Genomic DNA, 22760 nt, shown 5'->3' with positions numbered 1-22760 from the left:
TACAGGAGTTAGCCTAGATTTGGCGGATCCGGGAAATAGGGGAGACGCCCGCGCTGCAAAACGATATCAGCGGGCTGAAGTGATTCTGGCGAAACTGTGCGGCCGGTGGACCTTCCGGTCATGTTTGCTCCGTCAATGAAACTTGACAGCTGATGATACGTGGCCAGTCAGGGAGGTCAAGTCAAGTTGATACTGATTGAGTGTATACTTCGTAAAAATAATTTTGAGAGAGAACCATGAGCACACCGTATCCTAACCTACTGAAACCTCTGGATCTTGGTTTTACTGAGCTGAAGAACCGCGTATTGATGGGCTCTATGCATACGGGCCTGGAAGACCGGTTCTGGAATATCCACAAGCTTGCCCGATATTTTGCCGAGCGTGCGGAAGGCGGTGTGGGCCTGATGGTGACGGGGGGCTTCTCTCCCAACCTGGCCGGTCAGTTATCGCCGCTGGCATCGACCATGAATAACCGTGCTACCGCAATGTTGCATCGTCATGTCACCGGGGCGGTTCATGAAGCGGGCGGAAAAATCTGCCTGCAGCTGCTGCACGCTGGTCGTTATGGCTACCAGCCACTGATCGTCTCAGCCTCGGCCACCAAGTCCCCGATCAGCCCGTTCAAAGCCCGTGCACTGTCCACCAAAGGCGTTGATCGCCACATCAACGATTTCGTTAGCGCCGCCAAACTGGCGAAGTTCGCCGGTTACGACGGTGTCGAAGTCATGGGTTCCGAAGGCTATTTCATCAACCAGTTTTTGTGCGAACGAACCAACAAACGTACAGACAAATGGGGCGGCTCCTACGAAAACCGCATGCGTTTGCCGGTTGAGATCGTTCGCTGCATGCGTGAAGCGGTCGGCCCTGAGTTCATTATTATTTATCGCTTGTCCATGCTGGATCTGGTGGAAGGTGGCCAGACTTGGGACCAGATCGTGACTTTGGGCAAAGCCATCGAGAAGGCTGGCGCGACCATTATTAATACCGGTATCGGCTGGCACGAAGCGCGAGTACCTACCATTGTGACGTCTGTGCCTCGGGGTGGTTTTGCCGACGTAACGTCGAAATTCTACGGCGAAGTCGATATTCCGGTGTGTACCACCAATCGCATCAATACGCCGGAGAAAGGCGAAGAAATTATTGCGGATGGTAAGGCTGACATGGTGTCCATGGCGCGGCCTTTACTGGCAGACAGTGAATTTGTGCGCAAGGCTGAACAGAATCGCAGCGACGAGATCAACACCTGCATCGCCTGTAACCAAGCGTGTCTGGACCATGTGTTCAAAGCCAAACGGGCGTCTTGTCTGGTGAACCCGCGCGCGTGTTTTGAGACGGAATTGGTGCTGACCGTTGCGCCGGTAGTTCGCAGTGTTGCCGTCGTAGGCGCAGGTCCGGCGGGCTTGGCGGCAGCCACAACCGCGGCCAAGCGCGGCCACAAAGTCACGCTGTTCGAGGCTGACGACAAAATTGGTGGCCAGTTCAATTACGCCAAGCGCATTCCCGGCAAGGAAGAATTTTACGAAACCCTCCGTTACTTCCAGCGCCAGATCGAGTTGTTGGAAATTGATTTGCAGCTTAATACGCGAGTGGATGCCGAATCGCTGAAAGAGCAGGGTTTTGACGATGTGATTATCGCCACGGGCGTAAAACCGAGAACGCCCAAAATCGAAGGGGTGGATCACCCCAAAGTGCTCGGATACCTCGATGTACTCCGTCACAACAAGCCCGTTGGTAATACGGTGGCGGTCATCGGCGCGGGTGGCATTGGTTTTGACGTCAGCGAATTCCTGACCCACGACTTCGAGCGCCAGCCCGAAGGTGAACAAGCCAAAGTCAGCGACTGGCAGGCCGAGTGGGGAGTGCATCCGGAGTTTGAAGGCCCGGGAGGGCTGGCGGAGCGCGAAGCAACGGCGACACCGCGCAAAATCTACCTGATGCAGCGGAAAACCAGCAAAGTGGGTGGCGGTTTGGGTAAAACCTCAGGCTGGGTTCATCGCAGCAGCTTGAATCATCGCGACGTAGAAATGCTGAAAGGCTGCAGCTACGACCGCATCGATGATGAAGGCTTGCACATCACCTTGTCAGATAAAGACGGCAAAGAAATCGAGAAGAAAGTACTGCCGGTTGATAACGTGATCCTGTGTGCCGGCCAGGAGTCGTTCCGTGAACTTTACGACCAGCTTGAGGGTGCGGGCGTGAAAGCGCACTTGATCGGTGGTGCTGATTTAGCTGAAGAACTGGATGCAAAACGAGCGATTCGACAAGGCACGGAAGTGGCTGCAGCTCTCTGATGCGATTATGTCGATCCACTAAGTGACCGCCAAGGTCACTTAGTGGCGCTGCGGGGGTGGGGCGTTACCGAACAGCTTTCAAAGCGTTCGAAATAGCCTCGGCCTCGGCTTCTAGTACCTGACTGTGGAGGCTTTGTCCCTTCTCGCGAGCATGCTTGATTTGCTTGCATTTCATCTCATAGAGCCGGCTTAGAACCTCGGACTGGCTTTGCCTCAATAATGTGTTCACGGCGTCTTCCCCTTTGTACATCTGTCGGGATTCCTTACACTAACGGCCTAAAACGAACCTTCAGGTAAATTCGCTGCATAACGCGCGCCACAATAGCAGCGGGAAATCATTAACGGCCAAACCGTGAGCGGTACACGCCGGGTGCCAATCCCGTGTGTTTCCTGAATAAACGACTGAAAGAACTCACATCTTCGTAGCCCACCAAACGGGTCACTTCTTCAATCGTGAACCGCGAGTTTTCCAGGTGCTGTCGTGCCGACTCGATTCGTAGAACCTGTAAATAGCCGGTCGGGGTGTCACCTGTTGCCGCTTTGAACCGGCGAATTAACGAACGCTCCGTTAAACCGCTCAACGATGCCAAAGACTCCAGCGTGACCGACTGGCTGTAATGAGAGTCCAACCACTCCTGAAGTTTGAGAATAGCGGTATCAGAATGATAACGGCGAGCCTGCAGCGCACTGTAAGGCGCTTGACTCGACCGCCCGGCGTCAATCACAAACGCCTTCGCCAACTCCCGGGCGACTTGCGCCCCGGCATGCCGCTCCACGAGATAGATTCCAAGATCCCACCAGGCCATCCCGCCACCGGCGCACGCAACGTGACCGTCCACCGTCACTAGCCGGTCCGGTTGCAAATCCACCTCTGGAAACCGCTGCCGGAATTGATTGCTGAATCCCCAATGAGTGGTCGCTTGCCTGCCGTCCAGTATCCCGGCTTCAGCGAGCAGGAAAGCTCCGGTGCAATTACTGGCGACCCGCACCTGATCCCCGCCTGCAGACCGGAATTGCGAAAGCCAACTCACCAAACCCGGGTTATCGGCCAACACCTGATCAATCGGTGCGCCAATGGTGGGAATGATCACCAGGTCGTGTTCACCAAGCGGGGCCACATCCTGCCACGAGCCATCGGCACCGATGGTTAGCCCGTTGATGCACCTGCAAGCATCGCCGGTTTGCGTCAACAAGCGTGTCCGAAAATACGACTGCGGCGATTCACCATGAACCCGCGCCCAGGTAACTCCGGCCATTCGAAACAAATCAATAACGCCGGTAATGGCGCTGGCAAGGGCGCCGTTAAAGCCGATGATGGTGACGGTTTTCACTAAGATGACTCTCAAATAAAGAAAATTAGATCCGCTATCCAAATAGTAGGGGTGATATGGGGATGCTTCTCTCGGAGAAGCGTCCCCATATCACCCCTCGGGCGGCTAACTCCTGCGGTTTGGCCAATTTCACCATGAATAAGTCAGAAATGACAATTTCAACAAGTACAACGGTTGTGAGAGGCTATAGCCAATCAACAGGAGAACACGAATGACCGACACCCTGATCGACCGCCGCGACCTGGCATTTCAGCTCTACGAAGTCATGGACACCGAAGCCCTGACTGACCGTGAGCGCTTCAGCGAACACAGTAAAGAAACCTTCGATGCCGTCATCGAAACCGCGGACAAAATGGCAAAACAGAAATTTGCCAACCACAACAGCGCCGCCGACAAAGACGAACCTAAATTCGTTAATGGCCAGGTCGAAATGCTCCCGGACGTAAAAGAAGCCTTCGATGCCTACGCCGAAGCGGGCTTCCTTGCTGGGCGCTACGATTACGATCTGGGTGGCATGCAATTGCCGGAAACGGTCATGGCCGCCTGCAACGGTTTCTTCACCGCCGCTAACCCCGGCACAGCAGGTTACCCGTTCTTGACCACCGCAGCCGCCAATTTGATCCGGGTGTTCGGCAACGACCAGCAAAAAGCGACCATTCTGCCCAATATGCTTAACGGCCGTTTCAGCGGCACCATGGCGCTGACCGAACCCCACGCGGGCTCCAGCCTGGCGGATATTCGCACCTCTGCCACACCCACCGATGCCGAGCATTACCTGATTAAAGGCGCCAAAATCTTCATCTCCGGTGGCGAGCAGAGCATCACTGAGAATATCGTTCACATGGTGCTGGCCAAAATCAAAGGCGCGCCGGCTGGGGTAAAAGGCATCTCCCTGTTCATCGTTCCAAAATTCCACGTGGACGAAAACGGCAACCCGGGCGAACGCAACGGCGTAAGCCTCGCCGGCTTGATCCACAAGCTTGGCTACCGGGGCACTACCTCTACCGCTTTGAGCTTCGGCGACGATGCTCCGTGTCACGGCTACCTAGTGGGCGAACCCCACCAAGGCCTGAAGTACATGTTTCAAATGATGAACGAAGCCCGTATTGGTGTTGGCATGGGCGCGGCGGTGATTGGTTACCGTGGTTACATGCACAGCCTTGAATACGCGAAAGACCGCCTGCAGGGTAGAAAAGCCAGCGAAAAGAATCCGGAAAGTCCGCAAGTTCCGATCATTGACCATGCCGACGTGCGCCGCATGCTGTTGGCCCAGAAAGCCTACAGCGAAGGCGGCCTGGCTTTGTGCCTGTATGGCGCTCGCTTGATGGACGAACAGCACACCCATCCGGATGAACAAAAGCGTACCGAAGCTGCCAAGCTATTGGACCTGTTGACTCCGGTCATAAAAGCCTGGCCCTCCGAGTTTGGTCCCAAAGCCAACGACCTGGCCATTCAGATATACGGCGGCGCTGGTTACACCCGGGAATACCCGGCGGAACAATGCTGGCGTGACAACCGCCTGAACCCCATCCACGAAGGTACCAACGGCATACAGGCACTAGACCTGCTGGGTCGTAAAATCTGGCAAGACCAAAGCCACGGGCTGCAGCTGTTGATGCAGGAAATGCAGGTCGACCTGGAAGCCGCCACCACCGACCGCTGCCAGCAATGGGCGCTTTCGCTCAGTGAAACCCTGCAACAAGCGGTAAAAGTGACCCAGAGTCTGGGTAAATCCCTGATGGGTGGGGACGTTGACAAAGCTTTGGCCAACGCCAGCTGCTACCTGCACCTGTTCGGCCACATCATCGTCGCCTGGATGTGGCTACGCCAAGCCAATGCCGCCGCCAATGCACTGGCGTCTGCCAACAGCGATAGCGAACGTAACTTCTACCAAGGCAAGTTGCAGGCAGCCCAGTACTTCTTCCATTGGGAGTTGCCAACGGTTGCGCAGGACTTGGTATTACTACGCAATCAGGACGACACTTGCCTGAACATGAAGGCCGATTGGTTCTAGTTCAGGAGCTATTCGTTCCTCTAGCTCCGAAATAAGGCGGCTAGGTTCCCGAAAATGAGGACGCAGAAAATGTCACTGATTAAAGTAGAACAACAAGGCCACATTTTGAAGATAGGTCTGAACCGCCCCGAAAAAATGAACGCCATGAACCGGGCCATGTATCACGAAATTGCGGCGGCTTATCATCGACTGCAAAACGATCCGGAACTGCGCGTTGGGGTGCTGTATGCCGAAGGCGACCACTTCACCGGCGGCCTGCAACTGGACGACTGGGCCGAAGTCTTCGCCAGTGGCGAGGGCATCGAACCGCAAGAGGGCGAACTGGACCCCTTCCACATCAAGGGCGCCAGCCTGACCAAGCCGGTTATCTTCGCCGCCCAAGGCATCTGTTTCACCTGCGGTGTCGAAATGATGCTCAACACCGACATCCGTGTGGTGGCGAAGGGGACTCGCTTTGCACAGCTTGAGGTAAAGCGCGGCATCTTCCCCTGTGGTGGCGCCACCATTCGGCTGCAGCGAGAGATCGGCTGGGGCAACGCCCAGCGTTACTTGCTGACCGGTGACGAATGGACCGCAGACCAGGCCTATCAATGGGGGCTGATTCAAGAGTTGGTCGAACCCGGTGAGCAGTTTGACAAGGCCATGGAAATTGCCGAGAAGATCGCCAACGCCGCACCGCTAGGTGTTCAGGGTAGTCTGAAGTCTTCGAAAATCGCGATTAGTGAGGGGCAAGAAGCCGCTAAACAACGGCTGTTTCCCGACATACGCCCGGTCATGGCCAGCGAGGATGTGAAAGAAGGGTTTCAGTCTTTTATTGAAAGGCGAGAGGCAGTCTTCAAAGGGAAGTAAAGACTGATTCAAGTTGACCGCCAGCCCCTAGCAACCAGAAAGTGAGGGCCGGCGGTCGAAACAAACGGATCAAGCCGCCTTGGCTTTCCGAGCCGCCGCGGCAGCAGCCACTTCAGCCGCATAGTCCGCATATTTGGCTATCAGTTCTTCTTTGCGATCCGGGTCCCAGTTGATCTTTGATAAATCACCGTCATAGTGATCAATCACCCGCTTATCCATGGTTTCAGACCACCACTGAGGGAAATACGCAGGCAGTAGCATCGAGGCATAACCGCTCGGTAGCTGGGGCGCATTCTCAAAGTGGCGCAATGCCTGGAAACTTCGACTCGGGTGCGCATGATGGTCCGAGTGTCGCTGCAACTGGTACAGGAACAAATTCGTCACAATATTATTGCTATTCCAGCTATGCTCCGGCTTGGTACGCTCGTACTTGCCGCTTTCATTTTTCTGGCGCAGCAGGCCGTAGTGCTCAATGTAGTTCACGCTTTCCAGCAGGCTGGCACCGTACACGGCCTGACCAGCCAGGAAGGGTATAGCCCTCGGGCCGCAAATCAGAGTTGTTGCGCCAAAGAACCCGGCACTCATTGCCCAGCCCTGCAATAGCTCGTTATTCAGGCTCCAGAACCCCTTACCTTTACGGGCCAGTCGCGCCTTCTCGATTTTGACCGCAGACTTCAGGCCGCCCACCACGGTGCGTGGCAAAAACTTCCAGAAACTCTCACCCATCTTGCTGCTGGCAGGATCTTCCGGGGTCGCCACTCGCTTGTGATGCCCAAAATTATGTTCCACCACGAAGTGGGTGTAACCGCTAGGGGCCAAGGCTGCCATCGCCATCAGCTTATTCAGCTTGTTCGATTTATGGCCTAGCTCATGGGCGGTGTTAATCCCGATGCCGTTGATAGCCCCCACCGTAAAGGTTAAGCCGATTTTGTCTTCGAGCGGGACGTTCTTGCGGCTAGCCAGCCAGGCACCCATAAACGTCATCGCGTATTGGGTGGGAATAAAGGCTTTCACAATCCGGTCGTAGTATTTGTCTTGTTCTAAAGACTTCACTGCGGATTCCGGCGGGTTGCTTTTATCTTCGCCCACGGCTCTGTCGAGTGCTGGGATCACACCGTGAATCAGAATCGGGCCGGTCCACGCCAGTGCTTTCAGTTTCTTGGGTGCAATTGCGTACCCGGCCAATGCCGCCAGACCGATACCGGGCAATGCCGGGCCAAGCAGCCACATATATCGCTTAGGGTCTTTCCAGTCTTTGCCCACGGGACGGGCAGACGTATTGGTGCTGGATGCTTTTAGTGTTGTTTGGACTTTCGCATTCATAGGAGGTGCTCCCTCTCGCTCGTTGATGTATTCAATTTATGTCGGACAATGCAGCAATACAACAAGCGAGTGGCGCAATGGCCTGTAATGATAATTTTGGCGGAGTGGCGCAAATCGCGACAGTGGTCCATCATCCTGTTTATAAAAACAACAAGGACAGGTCGACATGAGTACAACAAATTCCGCGCGGGAGGTTATTTCCTGGCGTGTTCAAGAGTGGCTTCGGGAATACATACGCACAAAGCGTCAGGCGGAAATTATTTATAAGCATCCATCTGGGCAGGTAATGGTTGTGCATGAAATCCTGCAGGATATTTTGAGCCGGGCCGGGCATGATTTTTTGGTATTAGGGACCGGCAAAGTACTGGGTGTGGAGCGTGTACTGCTTATCGACGGTCAGGAGTTAACGAAACAGTAATTCCGCCGTAATTGCGATTGAGGGGGCCGGGCTCTAGGCTAGTTAAGCGAAAGTCATGTACCAACAGAAGGAAATGATATGAACAAGCTCACACTAAGTGCACTGGCGCTCCTTATGACGCTTGGCCTTGCAGCTTGCAGTTCCGAAAGCGATGAAGGTGCTGATTTCGAGCAAGCGGGCGAAAACGCTGCTGAAATGATGGATGATGCTACCGATTCTGCCGAAGAAGGCATTGAAGAAGCGACCGGGCAGGATGAGAGCGCCTTGGGCGAGATTCAAGAAGGCTTTGAAGAAGCCGGTGATAAAATGGAAGAAGCCGCTGACGATACCAGCGATGCGATGGAAGAAGCTGCCGATGACGTCGCCAACTAAGTTCATCGTGTAAGCAGCTTGGAAAAGGCGCCTTCAAGGCGCCTTTTTTTATGGCTCGCATAAACTGTCTTTGAACGGTAAATGAAATGACACATAACCGATGCACGCCTGTCACATAAACCTTGGACACTGATCTCTCAACAACGCCGGATGACTCAATAATTCAAGAGAGAGAAAGTATGGCTAAGCACGACCTCGACTCCAACTATCTGGATCCTAATTACGAGCCTGTGGTGAATCAGGCAGGTAATCGCCCGTTTAATCAGGTGTTAACTACTCGAATGCAGCGGCGTGCGGTGCTGAAAGGTTCCGTGGGTGCAGCATTGGCGAGTCTTGTGGGTGTAGGCCTTGTGGGCTGCGGCAGTAGTGATGACAATAGTTCATCGGCGGCTTCCGGTGGCACCGAGGGCGGAAAGCCCGATCTCTCTTTGGGTTTTGACGCGGTGCCGGTTTCCAATGCCAACCAGGTCGTCGTGCCGGAAGGCTATGTCAGCAGCGCGTTCCTGCCCTGGGGGACTCCCATTACCGGAAGCTACCCGGCTTACAGGCCTGATGGCACCAATACCGGCGAAGACCAGGAACAGCAGATGGGCATGCACCACGATGGCGTGCACTTTTTCCCCATTGACCTGAAAGCGGGTGGCAGCAGTTCGAGCGAAGGCTTGCTGGTGATGAACCACGAATACATCAATCAGACCGCCTTGCATGCGAATGGCGCCACCGGAGCGAGCAGCAATAATGGCGTACGCCCTGCCGATGAAGTGCGTAAGGAAATTGCCGCTCACGGCGTGTCGGTGGTCCACATCAAGCAAGACAGCCGCGGCACTTGGGATATCGTGTTTGGCAGCCCCTTCAATCGTCGGGTCACCGGCGGCACCGAAATGGAAATACGAGGCCCGCTCCGGGGCTACCACAAGCTGGAAACCAAGTTCAGCCCGGCCGGCGAGCGCACCCGCGGCACCCTGAACAACTGCTCCATGGGGCCAACGCCCTGGGGCACCTATTTGGCGGCTGAGGAAAACTGGCACGGATACTTTGCCAACAAAACGTCGGGTGTCCGCCCTCGTGAGCAGGTTCGCCACGGTGTTGCAGAAACCTCTCGTTACGACTGGGAGCTGGCGGATAGCGGGGCTGATGCGTATGTGCGCTTTGATGTGACCCCGGGTGCCGGGGCCGCCGCCGACGATTACCGCAACGAAGCTAACACCTTCGGTTACATGGTTGAAATCGATCCGTTTAATCCGGATAGCGCACCTCAGAAGCGGACGGCATTGGGCCGGTTTGGTCATGAAGGCGTGATCTTCGCGCCGGTGAAAGAGGGGCAGCCGGTGATTTGTTATTCCGGCGATGACTCCCGTTTCGAGTACATCTACAAGTTTGTGTCATCGAAGCCCTATTACGCAGCAACAGCCGGTGGCTACCTGTTGGATGAAGGCACCCTGTACGTGGCCCGTTTCAATGATGATGGCACTGGTGAATGGTTGCCGCTGGACATGGACAACGCTGATTTCGCGGCTAAAGTCACCGCAGCGGTAGGAACCACGGTGGGCGAGGTTGCTTTTGATGGTTTTGACGGGCAAGCGGATGTGCTGCTGAACACTCGTCTGGCCGCTGATATTGCAGGCGCCACCCCGATGGACCGACCTGAGTGGGGGGCAGTCGACCCGAATTCCGGCGAGGTCTATTTCACGCTGACCAATAACTCCCAGCGTACTGAGGACCAAACCGACGCGGCCAATCCCATTGCGAACAACGCTAACGGCCACATCATTCGCTGGACAGAGGCCGAGAATGATCACGCGGCCACCGGTTTTGACTGGGATATTTTTGTGTTCGCCGGTGAGCAAGGTACGGAAACGGTGGTCGATGGGGAAGCTGTTGTCACCCTGAGCGACGACAACATTTTCAACAGCCCGGATGGCCTGTGGTTTGATTACAACGGCCGCTTGTGGATTCAGACCGATGGTCGTGACGAAGCGCCGTATCAGAACAATATGATGCTGGCGGCAAACCCTGAGACCCGGGAAATCAAACGATTCTTCGTCGGGCCGCTGGGTTGTGAAGTCACTGGCGTAACCGGTACGCCAGACATGGCCTCAATGTTCGTGAATATCCAGCACCCCGCGGCAAACTGGCCAGATGCCAACGACCCGAGACCAAGGGATGCCACGGTAATCGTGACTCGTCAGGGCGGTGGTGTGATCGGCAGTTGATCCAGTCGGTAGAATGATAGATCAGCGGCTGATGTATAGCGGGCTTTGCGAGAGAGCAAGCCCGCTATGTTAGACTTGGGGAAATCCATTTCTAGGAGCCGTACCCTTGGCCGAACCGGAATACATTCCTAATAACGACGAACCCCGTCAATCCTCCACGGATTCCGCGCGCAATCTGGCGACTGTCGTATACATCCTTCAAGCGCTGTCGTTCTTCCTGGGCGGTATCACAGGCCTGGTGGGCGTGATAGTGAATTACGTCAAGATGGACGATGTTCGTGGCACTTGGATTGAAAGCCACTTTCGTTGGCAGATTCGTACCTTTTGGATTGGTCTGCTTTGGACAGTGATCGGGATTGTCACTACCCCCCTGATCATTGGATGGTTCATCCTGCTTGGTACCTCCATCTGGGTAATCTTCAAAATCGTTAAAGGCGCGTTGGCGCTGAACGATCGTAGAGCCATTTAATCTTTTCTTATTAAATCAATTCTCCCTTCTCTTTAATATCTACAGTCCGCTCCTTCTCCTTGGGGCGGAACCTGCTTTCCGCATATTGTCTGCACATACAGCATCCACATTGCAGTGTTGTCTAACAAACTTTTAATGTTGTCGTCGCTTGAATAATTCGGGGGCCATTGCCTAGCCTTTGGTAAATATACTTATATGTAATAAAAGGATTTTATATATGGGATTCAGGCCTCGTTTCTGTTGCATTTTGTCATGTATTGACGGATTTGACGCTATGGCTGGACGTGAGGGTCACTTGGGTAAGTCTCGAGTTGGCCTAGAATGGTAACCGCTCATCTTTTGGCAATTAACAAGAATATGATAAAGGAGTGCGTGTCAGATGATTCGAAGGAAGTTGTTGGCAGTATCGGTAGCAGGTTTGTGTATTACCACAGCCTCAATGGTTCAAGCCCAGCCCGTTCAGCATGAAACAGAAGTATCCATACTCGGCAGTTATATCAAACCGGACAAAGATCGTGTCGATGACTACGGCACCGCGATTCGGGCTATGTATAGTCACCGATTGAGTCGGCATTGGTGGTTAGAGCCCCAGTTTTTTGCTGGAATTCTGGAAACCGGTGTTGATGGAGGCACCGATTTTTATCAGCAAGGATTAGGTGCGGATTTCAATTACCGCTTGTTTGGAGCCGAGTCCTTTACGCCTTACGTATCCATTGGGGCCGGTGTTTCACGCAACGACGTGTTTAATACTAGCGGCAACGAGTTTAATGGATATGCTAACGCTGCTTTAGGCTTAATTTCCTCTCCTTTCTCAGATGCAGGTCTTAGCGTACGAGCTGATGCCAGGTATTTATGGGATTCGTTTGAAGAAGATTATTCGGATCTTCATTTCAGTCTTGGTTTAACTGTCCCGATTGGTGCAACCCGCACTCGCATTGTTGAAAAAACCGTTGTCATTGAAAAACCTGTCGTCGTCGAGAAGAGCTTCGCGGATTCGGATGGTGATGGCGTGGTTGATGGTGTTGATCAGTGCCCGAACACCTTGGAAGGTCTTGAAGTTAACGCCGTTGGTTGTGTTGAAACGAGCCAAGCGCAGACAGTTGTACTTCAGGGTGTGACATTCGAATTTAACTCCGATCGCTTGACCGCGAATGCGAAAGATATCCTGATCAGCACGGCTGACGCTCTGAAAGGCCAAACCGATCTTAACGTTGAGCTGGCAGGCTACACCGATAGCCAAGGCTCTGCGGCCTATAACCGTGAGCTCTCCCAAGAGCGTGCCAATGCAGTGCGCGCGTACTTGTTGGACTTGGGCGTTGATCCTGCGCAGTTAACGGCGAACGGGTATGGCGAGGCCAATCCAGTACGTAGCAACGACACCGAAGAGGGTCGTGAACGAAACCGCCGCGTTGAATTCAATGTGGTATCGGATGCAGCCGGAGAGGGTGTTTAATCATGAAGTTGAATAACTTGAATTTCCCTTTGATTTTATTGTTTACCGCATTGCTGGCGCTGGCCGGCTGTGAAGCCGATGGCTCTAGTGATGGCCCTAGTGTTAACGGTGGCGGGGAGAACGTTGACAACCCGAAAGATTTTGACGGTGACGGAGACGGCATTCCTGATAACGAGGATTCCTGCCCGAATACGGTAAACCTTGGTGTTGATTCCAATGAGAATGGAACTGATGATGCCTGTGACGACGATAAATCCGAAGATATAGATATCGATGGTGACGGTGTCTTTAATGTCGAAGACAACTGCCCGCTGGTTGCGAACCCGAATCAGCTCAACACTGACAGTGATTTGTACGGCGATGCCTGCGATATCGATTCCGATGGTGACGGTGTTGAAGATAAGGTCAAGGTATCCGATGGTATCTATGAGGATATATCAGTTGCTAACGGTGGAGATAACTGTCCTCTGGTTATGAATCCTTCTCAGGCTGATACAGATGGTGATGGTGTAGGTAATGCTTGTGATGGGGATATCGACGGTGACGATGTTCCGAACGATGATGATGCCTGTGTGTATGTGCCGGGAAATGATCCTACGCTCTGTGATGAGAATGCGGATACCGACCGTGATGGCATCCCGGATACCCGTGAGGACCACTCAGCATGGGATAACTGCCCGACGGTCGTTAACCCTAATCAGGAAGATCTTGATGGCGACGGAGTTGGCGATGCCTGTGACTCTGATGTCGATGGTGATGGAGTAGATGACAAGAACGCTCTAGGTCAGCCTGATGATAACTGTCCGTTGGTGCACAACCCGGATCAAGCTGACACCGACGGTGACGGCATTGGTGACGCGTGTGACCGAGTAGATAACGTTGCGTTTTCTTGCGGCGTTGGTGATCAGTTCACTTTCACTCCGATGCTGGCCAGTGACAGCGACATCAACGCGGTGGCTTCAGCAGACGAGTCGGCTTGTTTGTTGCCACTTGGCCTGCTGTGCAACGTGAACGATGAAGACAATATCGTTGATGGGGACCTGAGTAACTTCGCAACCATTCAGAATACCAACTTGCTGGGTCTGTCGAACGTTAGCTTGAGTGTGGCTGCAACCACGGGTTTCGCCTATCCGGCGAAAAATGTGATCGGCGTGTCAATCGCAGAGGCGGCGCAGTTGGTTCGGTTGGGCCTGTTGACCAACGGTGGTTTAAAAGTGCGGACTCTGCTGAATGATGAAATTCAGGAAGAGTCTGACGGGCAATTAGGTTTTGAGCTGGACTTGCTGGGCATCTCCGGTCTGTTGGGTGGCGATGAGGTCGGATTCTTGGTGTTCCAGACGTCTAAACGCTTTGACTCAGTAGAAGTTGTGAGCGGTGGTTTGGAGCTAGTGACAGCGCTCGATGAGTTCAACGTACACGCCGTGTGCGCGTCGAAAACCGAGGTTCAGCTGCACTAACGATGGCTTGAAGTAAGAAAAGGGCCGGCAATTGTCGGCCCTTTTTTGTTGGCCCCGTTATCAGTGTTGGCTAGTCTTCAGTCACTTCATCCAGCCTCAATGCACTGATCATCCCCGCAAATCCCATCAACCCAAGCACGATAATCACGGCGACGTCGGAAATCAGCGAAATAGCTGCGGTGAGCCCTCCGGTTGCCAACAATAAAATACCAATCACCGTGTTGCTGACCGAGGTGTAGTCGGTGCGCTTGTTGCCGCCGGCCATATCCACCAAATAGGTTTTACGGCCAAGGCGGACGCCCGCATGAGCAATGCTCAGAATGAAGAACGCAATGGGATAAAACCAGGCACCGCCGAAACCGGGTCCGAAAACGAGGGCTAGGCATCCCACGGTTACACAAATGCCACTGGCCATTGCGGCGCCACGAATCATCACGCGGCGGCTGGAGGTGTCCGCAGCCCAGCCCCAGAAACTGGCGCTGAGAGAACTGGCCAAGCTGCTGGCGAGCAGGAAGACGCCAAGCATCCAGCCAATGTCGGATTCTTTCTGGGCCAGGACCACAAAGTATGGGGAGGCCAGAGCGGAACACAGCAATAAGGCTCGGGTAATCACAAAATTCCGAAACAGGGCGTCGGTACGCAAGAGGGATAGACTTTTGATGGCTTCCGCCAAGGCGTTTCCGCCGCCATCAGTTTCACCTGCGTACTCTTCCACTCCGGCAAACAGTAAGCCCGCGATAATCCACATGCTGGCGGCGAGCAGCAGCAACAGGGCGTAAAAGCCGATGCTCGGATCGCCCCGGTCCCAGAATAGCAGCGCAGTGAGAATCACCGTCGCGGTGCCGCCCAAGGTGCTGGCCAAGCCTGACAAACGGCCGCGGCGCGTCTTAGGGATGCATTTGCCCTGTACATCTTTCATGGAGACTGAGCAGAATCCGCGCGAAAGCGAGAACACGATGAGGCCTGCGACAATGCCGCTGCCCGCTGCGTAGCCTTCCAAAAACCAAACGCTGGCGGCCATAGCGATGACGCTCGCGGCTTGCCCGAAACTGCCCAAGGTCCAGAACCACTTGCGCACCGCTTTACGGCGAACCCAAGCACCAATCACCATTTGCGGGACCATCGAGCCCGATTCACGAATGGGTACCAACCAGGCCACCAGAGCCGGCGCACCCACGGCGCTCATCAGCCAGGCCAAAACGGTTTTCGGGCTGATCAGCAAGTCGCCGAGCTTGGTTAGCACGTTGCTGAACAAAATAAGGAAGAAGTTACGGGGGACTTCCCGGCAGGCTTCTGCGGGAATGTCTTTGCAAACGCGGGCATCTTCTTCGTTCGCAATCAAGCTATACAGCTGGTCAATCGGGTATGAGGACTTTTCGGACAAGGGGCTACTCCGGCGAGGAATTTTCGCCAAGCATAGCAGGTGCCGCGAAGTTGCTTAAGGGGCGATGGGTGCAGCCGTTGCCGGCTACACCAGGTGGTGATCCCAATACAGAGGCAGTTGCGACAACTCTTGAGCCGCTTGGTTTGCGCCAAGCCGGACTAGCTTGCCTTGGCCCGAGGAAATCAGAAAGTCACCACCGGCCAGCGCCTGCACGCCCGAACAGTCGGGAATCGACGCTTTTGCAAGCAGCTTTCCTGTGCTGCCCTGGAAAACCACCGCCGTGCCTCCGACCGGAGAGGCTGCTGCCACCAGATCGTTTTCGGGGTGGGCGATCACGCTGGCAATGTAGTTGCCGAGGCCGATTTGGGTGTCACCATCAAAACGAATTTCTTGCAGTCGGTTGTTTTCCATTCGTGCGAGCAGGGCCGGTGTTTCGTGTCGGGGACCTTGGTGTTGGTAGGCCACATACACTTTACCGGAGGGGTGGATGTCGAGATGCCGAAGGCTTTGTTGATGATGGCTCGGGGTCAGGCGACCGACAATCTTGCCTGAGCGACGATTCATCAGAATCAGTGCCGGTGCCATGGTGTCGAGGTTGAGTTTTAGGCGGTCATAATCCGGGTGGGTGAGGATACCGCCCAAGGCGATGGCGAGGGTTTCGCCGTCCGGATGCAAGGTAATTTGATGCGGACCTATACCCGCCAGTTCGAAGGTGTTCGTGCGCTGGTAGTTTTGTTCGGCATCGTACACCGCAACGATGCCTTCGCCGGGCTCATAGCGACTGGCGGTGGCATAGAGCCAGCGGCCATCCGGTGAGAACACACCGTGGCCTACAAAGTGTTCGCCCGGAGCGGCTTCAATGTGATGAAGGCGACGCCCTGTGTGGGCGTCCAGCACGTAGAAGCTCCAGCCCGGCCGACGTTCGAAGAACACCAGCTTGTTGCCCCGTGGGTGCATGCAACCGCTATGGCAACGGGTTTCGACTGCTGAAACCCAAAGTGGCTGGCCTTGCAGGTCGACAGAGCTAATGCCGAAGGTGCCATCGGGTCTGCCGACGGCGGCGGAATATTGCTCGGGTTGAAAGCCGGATTTCCGGGGCAGCAGGCTACAGCCGCTCAGGCTCAAGGCTGCGCTGCCGCCGAGAGCGGCTTTCAGGAGTTGTCGTCGGCTTGTATCCATCACAAACGGCCTCTTAATCCCCGTCACTGGAGTTAAAGCCGCGCACGATACCCAATGCCACTGCGGCTTGATCGTTAACCAAGGTGGTGAGCTGGGAAACGTCGACGTACAGCCCTTGCAGAATGCGAAAGGCGTTGTCGTCTGACATTAATGTGGTCACCGGACGATTCGCTGCCGGGAAGTTGTCCAGTGTGGCTTTGAACTGGTGTTGGATTCGGTCAGCGAGGTCCTGTTCACCGTTTTGTTCGAGCAGTGTCAGAAAACCGGGCAGGAAGTGTTGCTGAAGTCCAAGCAGGGTGGCTTCCACGGACAACAGGCTGGTGCCACTGCGCCAGGCATCGGTAATGTATGGATTGCGTTTTCCGTTACCGCGCAGACCCATGGGCTTTGCCAATCGACGCTCTTCAAGAATTTCCAGGGTCGCCATGGCCGCCTTGAGGGTGGCAACGTGATAAGACTCGGTGTTGAGATACGGTGTTTTGAAATGCTGCCAGTCGGCGGTGAGCTGTTCGCTGTTTGACGCTAGGTGTCGGGTTACGCGGGTTAGCAGTGCGCAGCTATGGGTGCTTGGAAGAGCACGCTCGCTGGAGGACAAGGCCTCATCGAACAGCAGGTATTCCAGCATAGGGAAACCCTGGACGGCCACGCCCGACTGTTCAATCACCTCAGCGGTGATGGGCTGGTCGGACTTGGTCAGGTAACCGGCTTTGCGAGCCACCAGATTTTTCGGGTCAGGCCAGAACTGGAATTGCCAGGCAAGATTGTTGTTCTCCACCGGCCCGAAGTCGACAAAGCGAACGTGTTGCCACGCCATAAACGCGTCACGCCACTGGTGCTCGAGTTGTGCTCTGGCATCCTCGCTGGGAGCTGCACAGTACGTGCTGGCCTGCTCTGCAAGCTGTTCAGTTTCTTCGGCCAGCAAGTCGTACCCGGACTGGATTGATGGGTACCAGCCTGCGCGAGCACTCTGCGGCTCATTTGCCGATGCGGCTGCGTAGCTGAATGACGCTGCAACGGCCAGGGTCGATACGCATATGGCTCGAGTGATGGGCTGCATGGCAACTCCTTAAAGTGAATTGAGAAAGTCGATCAGTGCTTGTCGGTCTTTGGCCGGTAATTGGCGGTAACGGTCGGCAGCAGCTTGTGCTTCGCCGCCATGCCAAAGTATGGCTTCTTCCGGAGTGCGCGCTCGGCCGTCATGCAGGAAGCCTGCTTGCGGATTCACGACTTGTACCAAGCCTGTTCCCCACAGTGGCGGTGTGCGCCATTCGTTGCCGTTGGCCAGAAATTCATCGCGCCCGTCAGCCAACTCCGGCCCCATGTCGTGCAGAAGCAGATCGGTGTAGGGCCAGATGATCTGATCGCTGAGGTCAGGGCGATCCGCCATTTGTCCGGTTGTGTACGTTGGGGTATGACAAGCCGCACAGCCTATTTCGTTAAAGCGTTTAGCGCCTTGCTGGACGGTTTCCTGCTCCAGGTTGCGTCGTGCCGGAATGGCGAGGCTCTTGGCGTAGAAGGTGACAAAACCGGCGACTTTGTCGGTGACTTCCGGTGCGCCGCCATCGGGGAATTGCTCGCAATTCTGCTCAGGTGTGCAGTCGGTAGTGGGCTTCAGGCTTGAGGTCAGCCCCATATCGCCCGCGAATGCACCCATGCCTTGCTGGTGCACGTTAGGCTCTGCAGCCTTCCAGCCAAAGCGGCCCGGTACCGTCTGTTTTGTCGCCAGATCCCAAACCTGATTCAGCTTACCGGATATGCCATCGTTATCCGCGTCATCGGGATCGGCCAGCGCCTGAAGGTCGCTGACTGGAATGGCTTCCAGCAATCCCATGCCAATCATTTGCGGGGCTATGCGAGGCGAGGTAAGCAGGTTCTTCGGCAGCGGGCCGTAATTCGGGTTGTCGATGTGGAAAACCGGTTTGCGCAGCGATACCTGATGGCCGTCGGGTAATGTTTCGGTTACGGGTTGCCATTCGATGCGCAGGGTGGCTTCAGCTTTGGCACCAGGTAATGCGGCCGTTTGGAGCTGAGCGCCATAAACGGGAGCCGGTTTGAAGCCCTGAGTTCGCAGTATGTCGGCGTCTTTTTCCGGGTTCGCGGGTACTGCCAGCCGGAGGAACAAAGAGACGGGTGGCTGGTCAATGCCGGGCGGATGGCCTCGGCCATCTTTTATGTGGCAACCCTGGCACGAATTGGTGTTGAACAACGGCCCGAGACCGTCGCGGGCATCGGTGCTGGCAGGTGCTTCAACCCAAGGGTTTCGGAAGAAACTGTTACCGACACTGAAATCCAGTCGTTTGGTCATCGACAGGTTGGCTTGGGGCAGGGAGTAAGCGTTGGTGTCAGCTTGCTGTACGGTACCCTCACCGCCGGTCGCCGGTGTGGTTTGTATCGGGTAGCCAGAATGGCTGGCGGCAAAAACGGGAACGCTGGCCGTAGCCAGCGTTCCCCAGATTAGTAGGTTTTTCATCGTGCCTCAGAATGCGTGGCCGGCATCGTCAGGGGACAGGGCATCAATGCCGAGTTGGCGTGCGGCTTGTTCAATAGAACCGGTTTGCTCAACAAGCGCCACGATCGCATTATTGACGATCTGGGCGCCTTCGCTGTTGCCCGGGGCGATCATAGTATCAAATGCCATGGGGTTTTCGCTGCTTTCCGCGTGCGCTTTCAATTGTCCCAGCGCGGTCATGGAGGCATCCAGTTGAGCGTTCAGGCGAGCATCCAATTCAGGATTGTTGGCTTCTACCAAGTCGGACAGTGAGGGGCCGCTGACTAGGCTGCCGTCTACACGGCGGTAGGTGCCTGTGTAAACATTCTGGATGCCCTTGCCATTGTAGTAATGGGAGTTGTGGGTGTTGTCGCTGAAGCAGTCGTGCTCGTCTTCGTAAGAGTTGGCTTCCAGAGCCACCTTCATGCGCTCACCAGCCAGCTCGCCCAGAGACAAGGATCCCATGCCAAACATCATTTTCTGAACAGCTTCGTCTGCATCACCGTTTGTCAGTGCGCTGCGATAGTTGTTTTCGTTACCCGGGGCCCACTGAGCTACCATCCATTCCAGGTCAGAGATCAGAAGATCGGTAACCGCACCAAGGTACTGGCCGCGGCGCTCGCAGTTGCCGTTGGTGCAATTTGTGCCGGTCGCGTAGTCGGTGACCGGGCGCTCACCGGCGCCTTGCTCGAAGCCGTGCTGATCTTGGCCCCATAGCAGGAATTCCACAGCGTGATAGCCGGTCGCTACGTTGGCTTCGGAACCGCCAATTTCGTTCAAATTGGCCAGCAGTTGCGGGGTTAGAACGGTTGTATCGAGGGTTTCCCCTCCCACGTTAATGCTTGTGCTGCCGATGATGTTGGCAGTTGCGCCAGCGTTGCCCAGCTCGTACTGATAATCCCCGGTGTTGACGTAATCGATCAAACCTTCATCCAGAGGCCAGGCGTTCAGCTGACCTTCCCAGTCGTCGACAACGGTATTGCCGAATCGGAACACTTCCGTTTGCTGGTAGGGCACACGCGCAGCAAGCCAAGCGTCTTTGGCCGCCTGAAGGGTCGCTTCAGTAGGGTTGGCAATCAGTTGGTCGGTGGCTTCATCCAGGGCTTTGGCTGTGATCAGCGCGTCCTGGTAATTGGCGTGGGCCAGGTCCGCGTAATGAGCGACCACAGCAGTTTTGGTGACTGGTCCAGAGTTTTCGGCAGTGTTGGTAAGCGCGCAGCCGGTGGTCAGGGTGGCTGTGATGGTTAGGGCCAGCGGAACCGGGCGAAACAAAGCGGTCATTGAAAACTCCGTGCAGCGTGGATGGGTTTGGTAATAGGAAGCGTTAGCGTTTGCATTATGAGGGCTTGGATAACTTTGACGCAAGAAATTTTATTTTGAGCGCCAGTGCGTATCAGTTTGGTGTTGTTTGTAAGGGGTGTCTGCGGCTTAATGGACAGCTGAAAACAGGAGCCCGATATGTTGAGTTACCTTCACGCCTTCCATGCCGGAAATTTTGCAGATGTTCAGAAACACGCGGCATTGACGCTGGCGCTGACCATGATGCAAGCCAAGAAAACCCCCATTGCCTGTTTTGATACCCATGCCGGCAGTGCGCTCTACGACCTCACTGGCGAGCGTGCCCGAAAAACCGCAGAAGCCGATGCCGGTATCCATCGTTTGTGGTCGTTAAGAGGACAGCTGAAATCACCGGACTGGCAGCCGATGATGGGATTGTTGGACGACCTGAACAAAGGCACGGAAACCTTATCGTTGTACCCGGGCTCTCCCGCTTGGTTTGCAAATTTCGGTCGGCCCGGAGACTCGGTGACGACATTCGAGCTGCATCCTACTGAAGGGCGACATTTGGAAATCTGGGGTGCAAAGGCCGGTGTTCAGGTCTTGAATGAAGATGGGCTGCAAGGCTTGCTGAAACAGCTGCCGCCGGCCCAACCCAGGCTGCTTACATTGATTGATCCGTCCTATGAAGTGAAGGACGACTACGAATTAGTCGCGAAGACGTTGGTTCAGGCGTGCAAGAAATGCCGCCACGGCGTGTATCTGATTTGGTATCCGATTCTGACCAGCGGGCTTCAGCAGCAGCTGATTGCTGAGATGGAAGACAGCGGTGTGCGCAAAGTCCTGCGCAGTGAAGTGATGCTCGACCAGCCACCCGAACGAGGCATGGTCGGTTCGGGTATGTTGGTGATTAACCCTCCCTGGGGCTTTGACCAACGGCTCAGCGATATGCTGGCGGAGCTTGAGGGTGAAGCTAGACTAGGAGTGTCGGCAACACTGACATGGTTGGTGCCCGAATAACAAAAAGGGAGACGCTTTTTGGCGACGATAAAGGACAACGTACCATCTTGCCTGCCCGGAGGTTTGATACCGCTGGACCAATGGACCATTCCGGATGTTTCGGTGCACAAAACACTGCGCGCTGGGATTCAGGATATCTTGGACCAGTTGCGATCGGGGCTTGCGCCGGAAAGCGAGGCATTTGAAAGCTTGGATGACTTGCCCTCTTTATCGGCTAAAAAACTGAACCGGTATGCGCCGGAACCAGATGCGGAGGCCTTTGCATCAGCGCTGCGGGAGCAGCTTGAGGCACTCCGCCAGAAGGGAACTCACAACCGACCGGTGAGTTTTATCGTCGCGCCTCCGTTTTCTGGAGTATCCAGTGCTCTGTTGACCCTGCCTGCACGAGTCATTGAACCGCCCGATAACCTGCTGATGACGGAGCAAGACGCGGACCGCTGGTGGGACGAGACGTTGAAGGGGGGCGACTGGGTGTTGCCGGAGTTGGCCGACTTTTGGCTACGGCACCGTTCTGGTCTGAATTTGCTGAAATCCTTTTTTGCTCATGTTGCTCGGGAGAACCTGGGACATGGGGTCGTGGGTTGTTCGAGTTGGTGCTGGCAGTTCTGGGTGAAATATTGGCCCGAGTTGCACGTAGGGCCGTTAACGTTGGCGCCCTTGGATTCAGAGCGCGTGACCTGCTGGCTGGATTTTTTGGCCCATGGCGGCAATGGACGGTCACTGACAGCTCGGATGACGAATGACGGTCTCTATGTATTGCCGCCCCGGACTGACGAATCCAAGGAAAAATACAGCTGTTTCACGCAGGATCTCGCCAACGCAGCCAGAGGGAACCGGGGGGTTGCCCATGCCATCTGGCGGCGAGCATTGCGGGCAAAACCGGAAGAAGATACCGAACAGGACGAAGGCGCAGCTAAAGCCGCTGAGTGTTGGGTGGTGCCTTTCGATCAATTGAGTTTGCCCGGTGTGCCGCAGGGCTCTGGCCAACAAGCCGGTGTTGTTTTGCACGCGTTGCTGTTGCACAGCGGCTTAACCATTGAATTGCTTGAACTGGTCACGGGCATTGCTGCTCGAGAGCTGACGCTGTTGGTGTCCCGTTTTCTCAGAGCAGATCTGGTCGCGCAGGAAGAAAGCACGCAAGCTTATCAGCTGACCCCACTGGGTTATCCCTCCGTCCGCAAGTACCTGCAGGCCAAGGGGTTCCCGGTTGATGGGTTCTAG

At 55.1% G+C, this 22760-nt stretch carries 17 protein-coding genes and 2 pseudogenes; 12 read left to right on the top strand and 7 right to left on the bottom strand.

Going from position 1 to position 22760, the window contains the following annotated elements; translation table 11 throughout:
• Positions 1-236 precede the first annotated feature (236 nt).
• Positions 237-2291: an NADPH-dependent 2,4-dienoyl-CoA reductase gene (locus VOI14_RS07205; protein WP_323751356.1), complete on the top strand. Its 2055-nt coding sequence runs from the start codon at positions 237-239 to the stop codon at positions 2289-2291.
• A gap of 338 nt (positions 2292-2629) precedes the next feature.
• Here VOI14_RS07205 and VOI14_RS07200 read toward each other — a convergent pair whose 3' ends face one another.
• Entirely contained in the window at positions 2630-3622 is a 993-nt protein-coding gene (locus VOI14_RS07200; protein ID WP_323751355.1) for a GlxA family transcriptional regulator, read from the bottom strand.
• Positions 3623-3833: 211 nt separating this feature from the next.
• Here VOI14_RS07200 and VOI14_RS07195 point away from each other — a divergent pair, with 211 nt between their 5' ends.
• The gene (locus tag VOI14_RS07195; protein WP_323751354.1) at positions 3834-5636 is read left to right on the top strand and encodes an acyl-CoA dehydrogenase; all 1803 of its coding nucleotides are present in this window, start codon (positions 3834-3836) and stop codon (positions 5634-5636) included.
• Between the two features lie 69 nt (positions 5637-5705).
• Positions 5706-6485, top strand: a complete 780-nt coding sequence (locus VOI14_RS07190) for a crotonase/enoyl-CoA hydratase family protein (RefSeq protein ID WP_323751353.1) — start codon at positions 5706-5708, stop codon at positions 6483-6485.
• 69 nt (positions 6486-6554) lie between these two features.
• On the opposite strand, the gene VOI14_RS07185 is transcribed toward VOI14_RS07190, so the two are convergent.
• Complete coding sequence (locus tag VOI14_RS07185; RefSeq protein ID WP_323751517.1) at positions 6555-7715, bottom strand: alkane 1-monooxygenase; 1161 nt, start codon at positions 7713-7715, stop codon at positions 6555-6557.
• A gap of 259 nt (positions 7716-7974) precedes the next feature.
• Here VOI14_RS07185 and VOI14_RS07180 point away from each other — a divergent pair, with 259 nt between their 5' ends.
• From VOI14_RS07180 to VOI14_RS15625, 7 genes and pseudogenes are all read left to right on the top strand, one after another.
• The gene (locus VOI14_RS07180) at positions 7975-8226 is read left to right on the top strand and encodes a hypothetical protein (RefSeq protein ID WP_323751352.1); all 252 of its coding nucleotides are present in this window, start codon (positions 7975-7977) and stop codon (positions 8224-8226) included.
• 78 nt (positions 8227-8304) lie between these two features.
• A complete protein-coding gene (locus tag VOI14_RS07175; RefSeq protein WP_323751351.1) occupies positions 8305-8598 on the top strand; it encodes a hypothetical protein in 294 nt (97 codons plus the stop codon).
• Positions 8599-8777: 179 nt separating this feature from the next.
• Entirely contained in the window at positions 8778-10811 is a 2034-nt protein-coding gene (locus VOI14_RS07170) for a PhoX family phosphatase (protein WP_323751350.1), read from the top strand.
• A 106-nt stretch (positions 10812-10917) separates the two neighbouring features.
• Positions 10918-11280, top strand: a complete 363-nt coding sequence (locus VOI14_RS07165; RefSeq protein WP_323751349.1) for a hypothetical protein — start codon at positions 10918-10920, stop codon at positions 11278-11280.
• A 379-nt stretch (positions 11281-11659) separates the two neighbouring features.
• Positions 11660-12733 carry an OmpA family protein gene (locus tag VOI14_RS07160; RefSeq protein WP_323751348.1) on the top strand — a complete coding sequence of 358 codons (1074 nt, stop codon included), beginning with the start codon at positions 11660-11662 and terminating at the stop codon, positions 12731-12733.
• A 2-nt stretch (positions 12734-12735) separates the two neighbouring features.
• A pseudogene (locus tag VOI14_RS15630) lies at positions 12736-13305 on the top strand (thrombospondin type 3 repeat-containing protein); the annotation flags it as partial.
• A 45-nt stretch (positions 13306-13350) separates the two neighbouring features.
• Positions 13351-14190: pseudogene (locus tag VOI14_RS15625) on the top strand (thrombospondin type 3 repeat-containing protein); the annotation flags it as partial.
• 70 nt (positions 14191-14260) lie between these two features.
• Here the strand turns inward: VOI14_RS15625 and VOI14_RS07150 are convergent.
• The 5 genes from VOI14_RS07150 to VOI14_RS07130 form a co-directional block, all read right to left on the bottom strand.
• Positions 14261-15574 (bottom strand): MFS transporter, encoded by a 1314-nt coding sequence (locus VOI14_RS07150; RefSeq protein WP_323751346.1) that lies wholly within the window; start codon positions 15572-15574, stop codon positions 14261-14263.
• 84 nt (positions 15575-15658) lie between these two features.
• Positions 15659-16753, bottom strand: a complete 1095-nt coding sequence (locus VOI14_RS07145) for a DUF1513 domain-containing protein (RefSeq protein WP_323751345.1) — start codon at positions 16751-16753, stop codon at positions 15659-15661.
• A 13-nt stretch (positions 16754-16766) separates the two neighbouring features.
• A complete protein-coding gene (locus VOI14_RS07140; RefSeq protein WP_323751344.1) occupies positions 16767-17810 on the bottom strand; it encodes an imelysin family protein in 1044 nt (347 codons plus the stop codon).
• A 9-nt stretch (positions 17811-17819) separates the two neighbouring features.
• The gene (locus VOI14_RS07135) at positions 17820-19223 is read right to left on the bottom strand and encodes a di-heme oxidoredictase family protein (protein ID WP_323751343.1); all 1404 of its coding nucleotides are present in this window, start codon (positions 19221-19223) and stop codon (positions 17820-17822) included.
• A gap of 6 nt (positions 19224-19229) precedes the next feature.
• The gene (locus tag VOI14_RS07130) at positions 19230-20522 is read right to left on the bottom strand and encodes an imelysin family protein (RefSeq protein ID WP_323751342.1); all 1293 of its coding nucleotides are present in this window, start codon (positions 20520-20522) and stop codon (positions 19230-19232) included.
• A 177-nt stretch (positions 20523-20699) separates the two neighbouring features.
• Here VOI14_RS07130 and VOI14_RS07125 point away from each other — a divergent pair, with 177 nt between their 5' ends.
• Both VOI14_RS07125 and VOI14_RS07120 read left to right on the top strand, forming a co-directional pair.
• Positions 20700-21539 (top strand): 23S rRNA (adenine(2030)-N(6))-methyltransferase RlmJ, encoded by an 840-nt coding sequence (locus tag VOI14_RS07125; RefSeq protein WP_323751341.1) that lies wholly within the window; start codon positions 20700-20702, stop codon positions 21537-21539.
• A gap of 18 nt (positions 21540-21557) precedes the next feature.
• Positions 21558-22760, top strand: coding sequence for a hypothetical protein (locus tag VOI14_RS07120; protein ID WP_323751340.1), 1203 nt, complete (start codon positions 21558-21560; stop codon positions 22758-22760).

The organism is Marinobacter sp. (genome assembly GCF_034669625.1).
GTDB lineage: Bacteria > Pseudomonadota > Gammaproteobacteria > Pseudomonadales > Oleiphilaceae > Marinobacter.
This window is presented reverse-complemented; position numbering and strand designations above follow the sequence as displayed.

What these genes read in the sequence shown, in the direction of transcription:
- VOI14_RS07170 (WP_323751350.1), top strand. Translation starts at nt 8,778, where the DNA reads ATGGCTAAGCACGACCTCGACTCCAACTATCTGGATCCTAATTACGAG.
- VOI14_RS07185 (WP_323751517.1), bottom strand. Translation starts at nt 7,715, where the DNA reads ATGTGGCTGCTTGGCCCGGCATTGCCCGGTATCGGTCTGGCGGCATTG.
- VOI14_RS07135 (WP_323751343.1), bottom strand. Translation starts at nt 19,223, where the DNA reads ATGAAAAACCTACTAATCTGGGGAACGCTGGCTACGGCCAGCGTTCCC.
- VOI14_RS07160 (WP_323751348.1), top strand. Translation starts at nt 11,660, where the DNA reads ATGATTCGAAGGAAGTTGTTGGCAGTATCGGTAGCAGGTTTGTGTATT.
- VOI14_RS07180 (WP_323751352.1), top strand. Translation starts at nt 7,975, where the DNA reads ATGAGTACAACAAATTCCGCGCGGGAGGTTATTTCCTGGCGTGTTCAA.
- VOI14_RS07195 (WP_323751354.1), top strand. Translation starts at nt 3,834, where the DNA reads ATGACCGACACCCTGATCGACCGCCGCGACCTGGCATTTCAGCTCTAC.
- VOI14_RS07145 (WP_323751345.1), bottom strand. Translation starts at nt 16,753, where the DNA reads ATGGATACAAGCCGACGACAACTCCTGAAAGCCGCTCTCGGCGGCAGC.
- VOI14_RS07140 (WP_323751344.1), bottom strand. Translation starts at nt 17,810, where the DNA reads ATGCAGCCCATCACTCGAGCCATATGCGTATCGACCCTGGCCGTTGCA.
- VOI14_RS07130 (WP_323751342.1), bottom strand. Translation starts at nt 20,522, where the DNA reads ATGACCGCTTTGTTTCGCCCGGTTCCGCTGGCCCTAACCATCACAGCC.
- VOI14_RS07190 (WP_323751353.1), top strand. Translation starts at nt 5,706, where the DNA reads ATGTCACTGATTAAAGTAGAACAACAAGGCCACATTTTGAAGATAGGT.
- VOI14_RS07175 (WP_323751351.1), top strand. Translation starts at nt 8,305, where the DNA reads ATGAACAAGCTCACACTAAGTGCACTGGCGCTCCTTATGACGCTTGGC.
- VOI14_RS07205 (WP_323751356.1), top strand. Translation starts at nt 237, where the DNA reads ATGAGCACACCGTATCCTAACCTACTGAAACCTCTGGATCTTGGTTTT.
- VOI14_RS07125 (WP_323751341.1), top strand. Translation starts at nt 20,700, where the DNA reads ATGTTGAGTTACCTTCACGCCTTCCATGCCGGAAATTTTGCAGATGTT.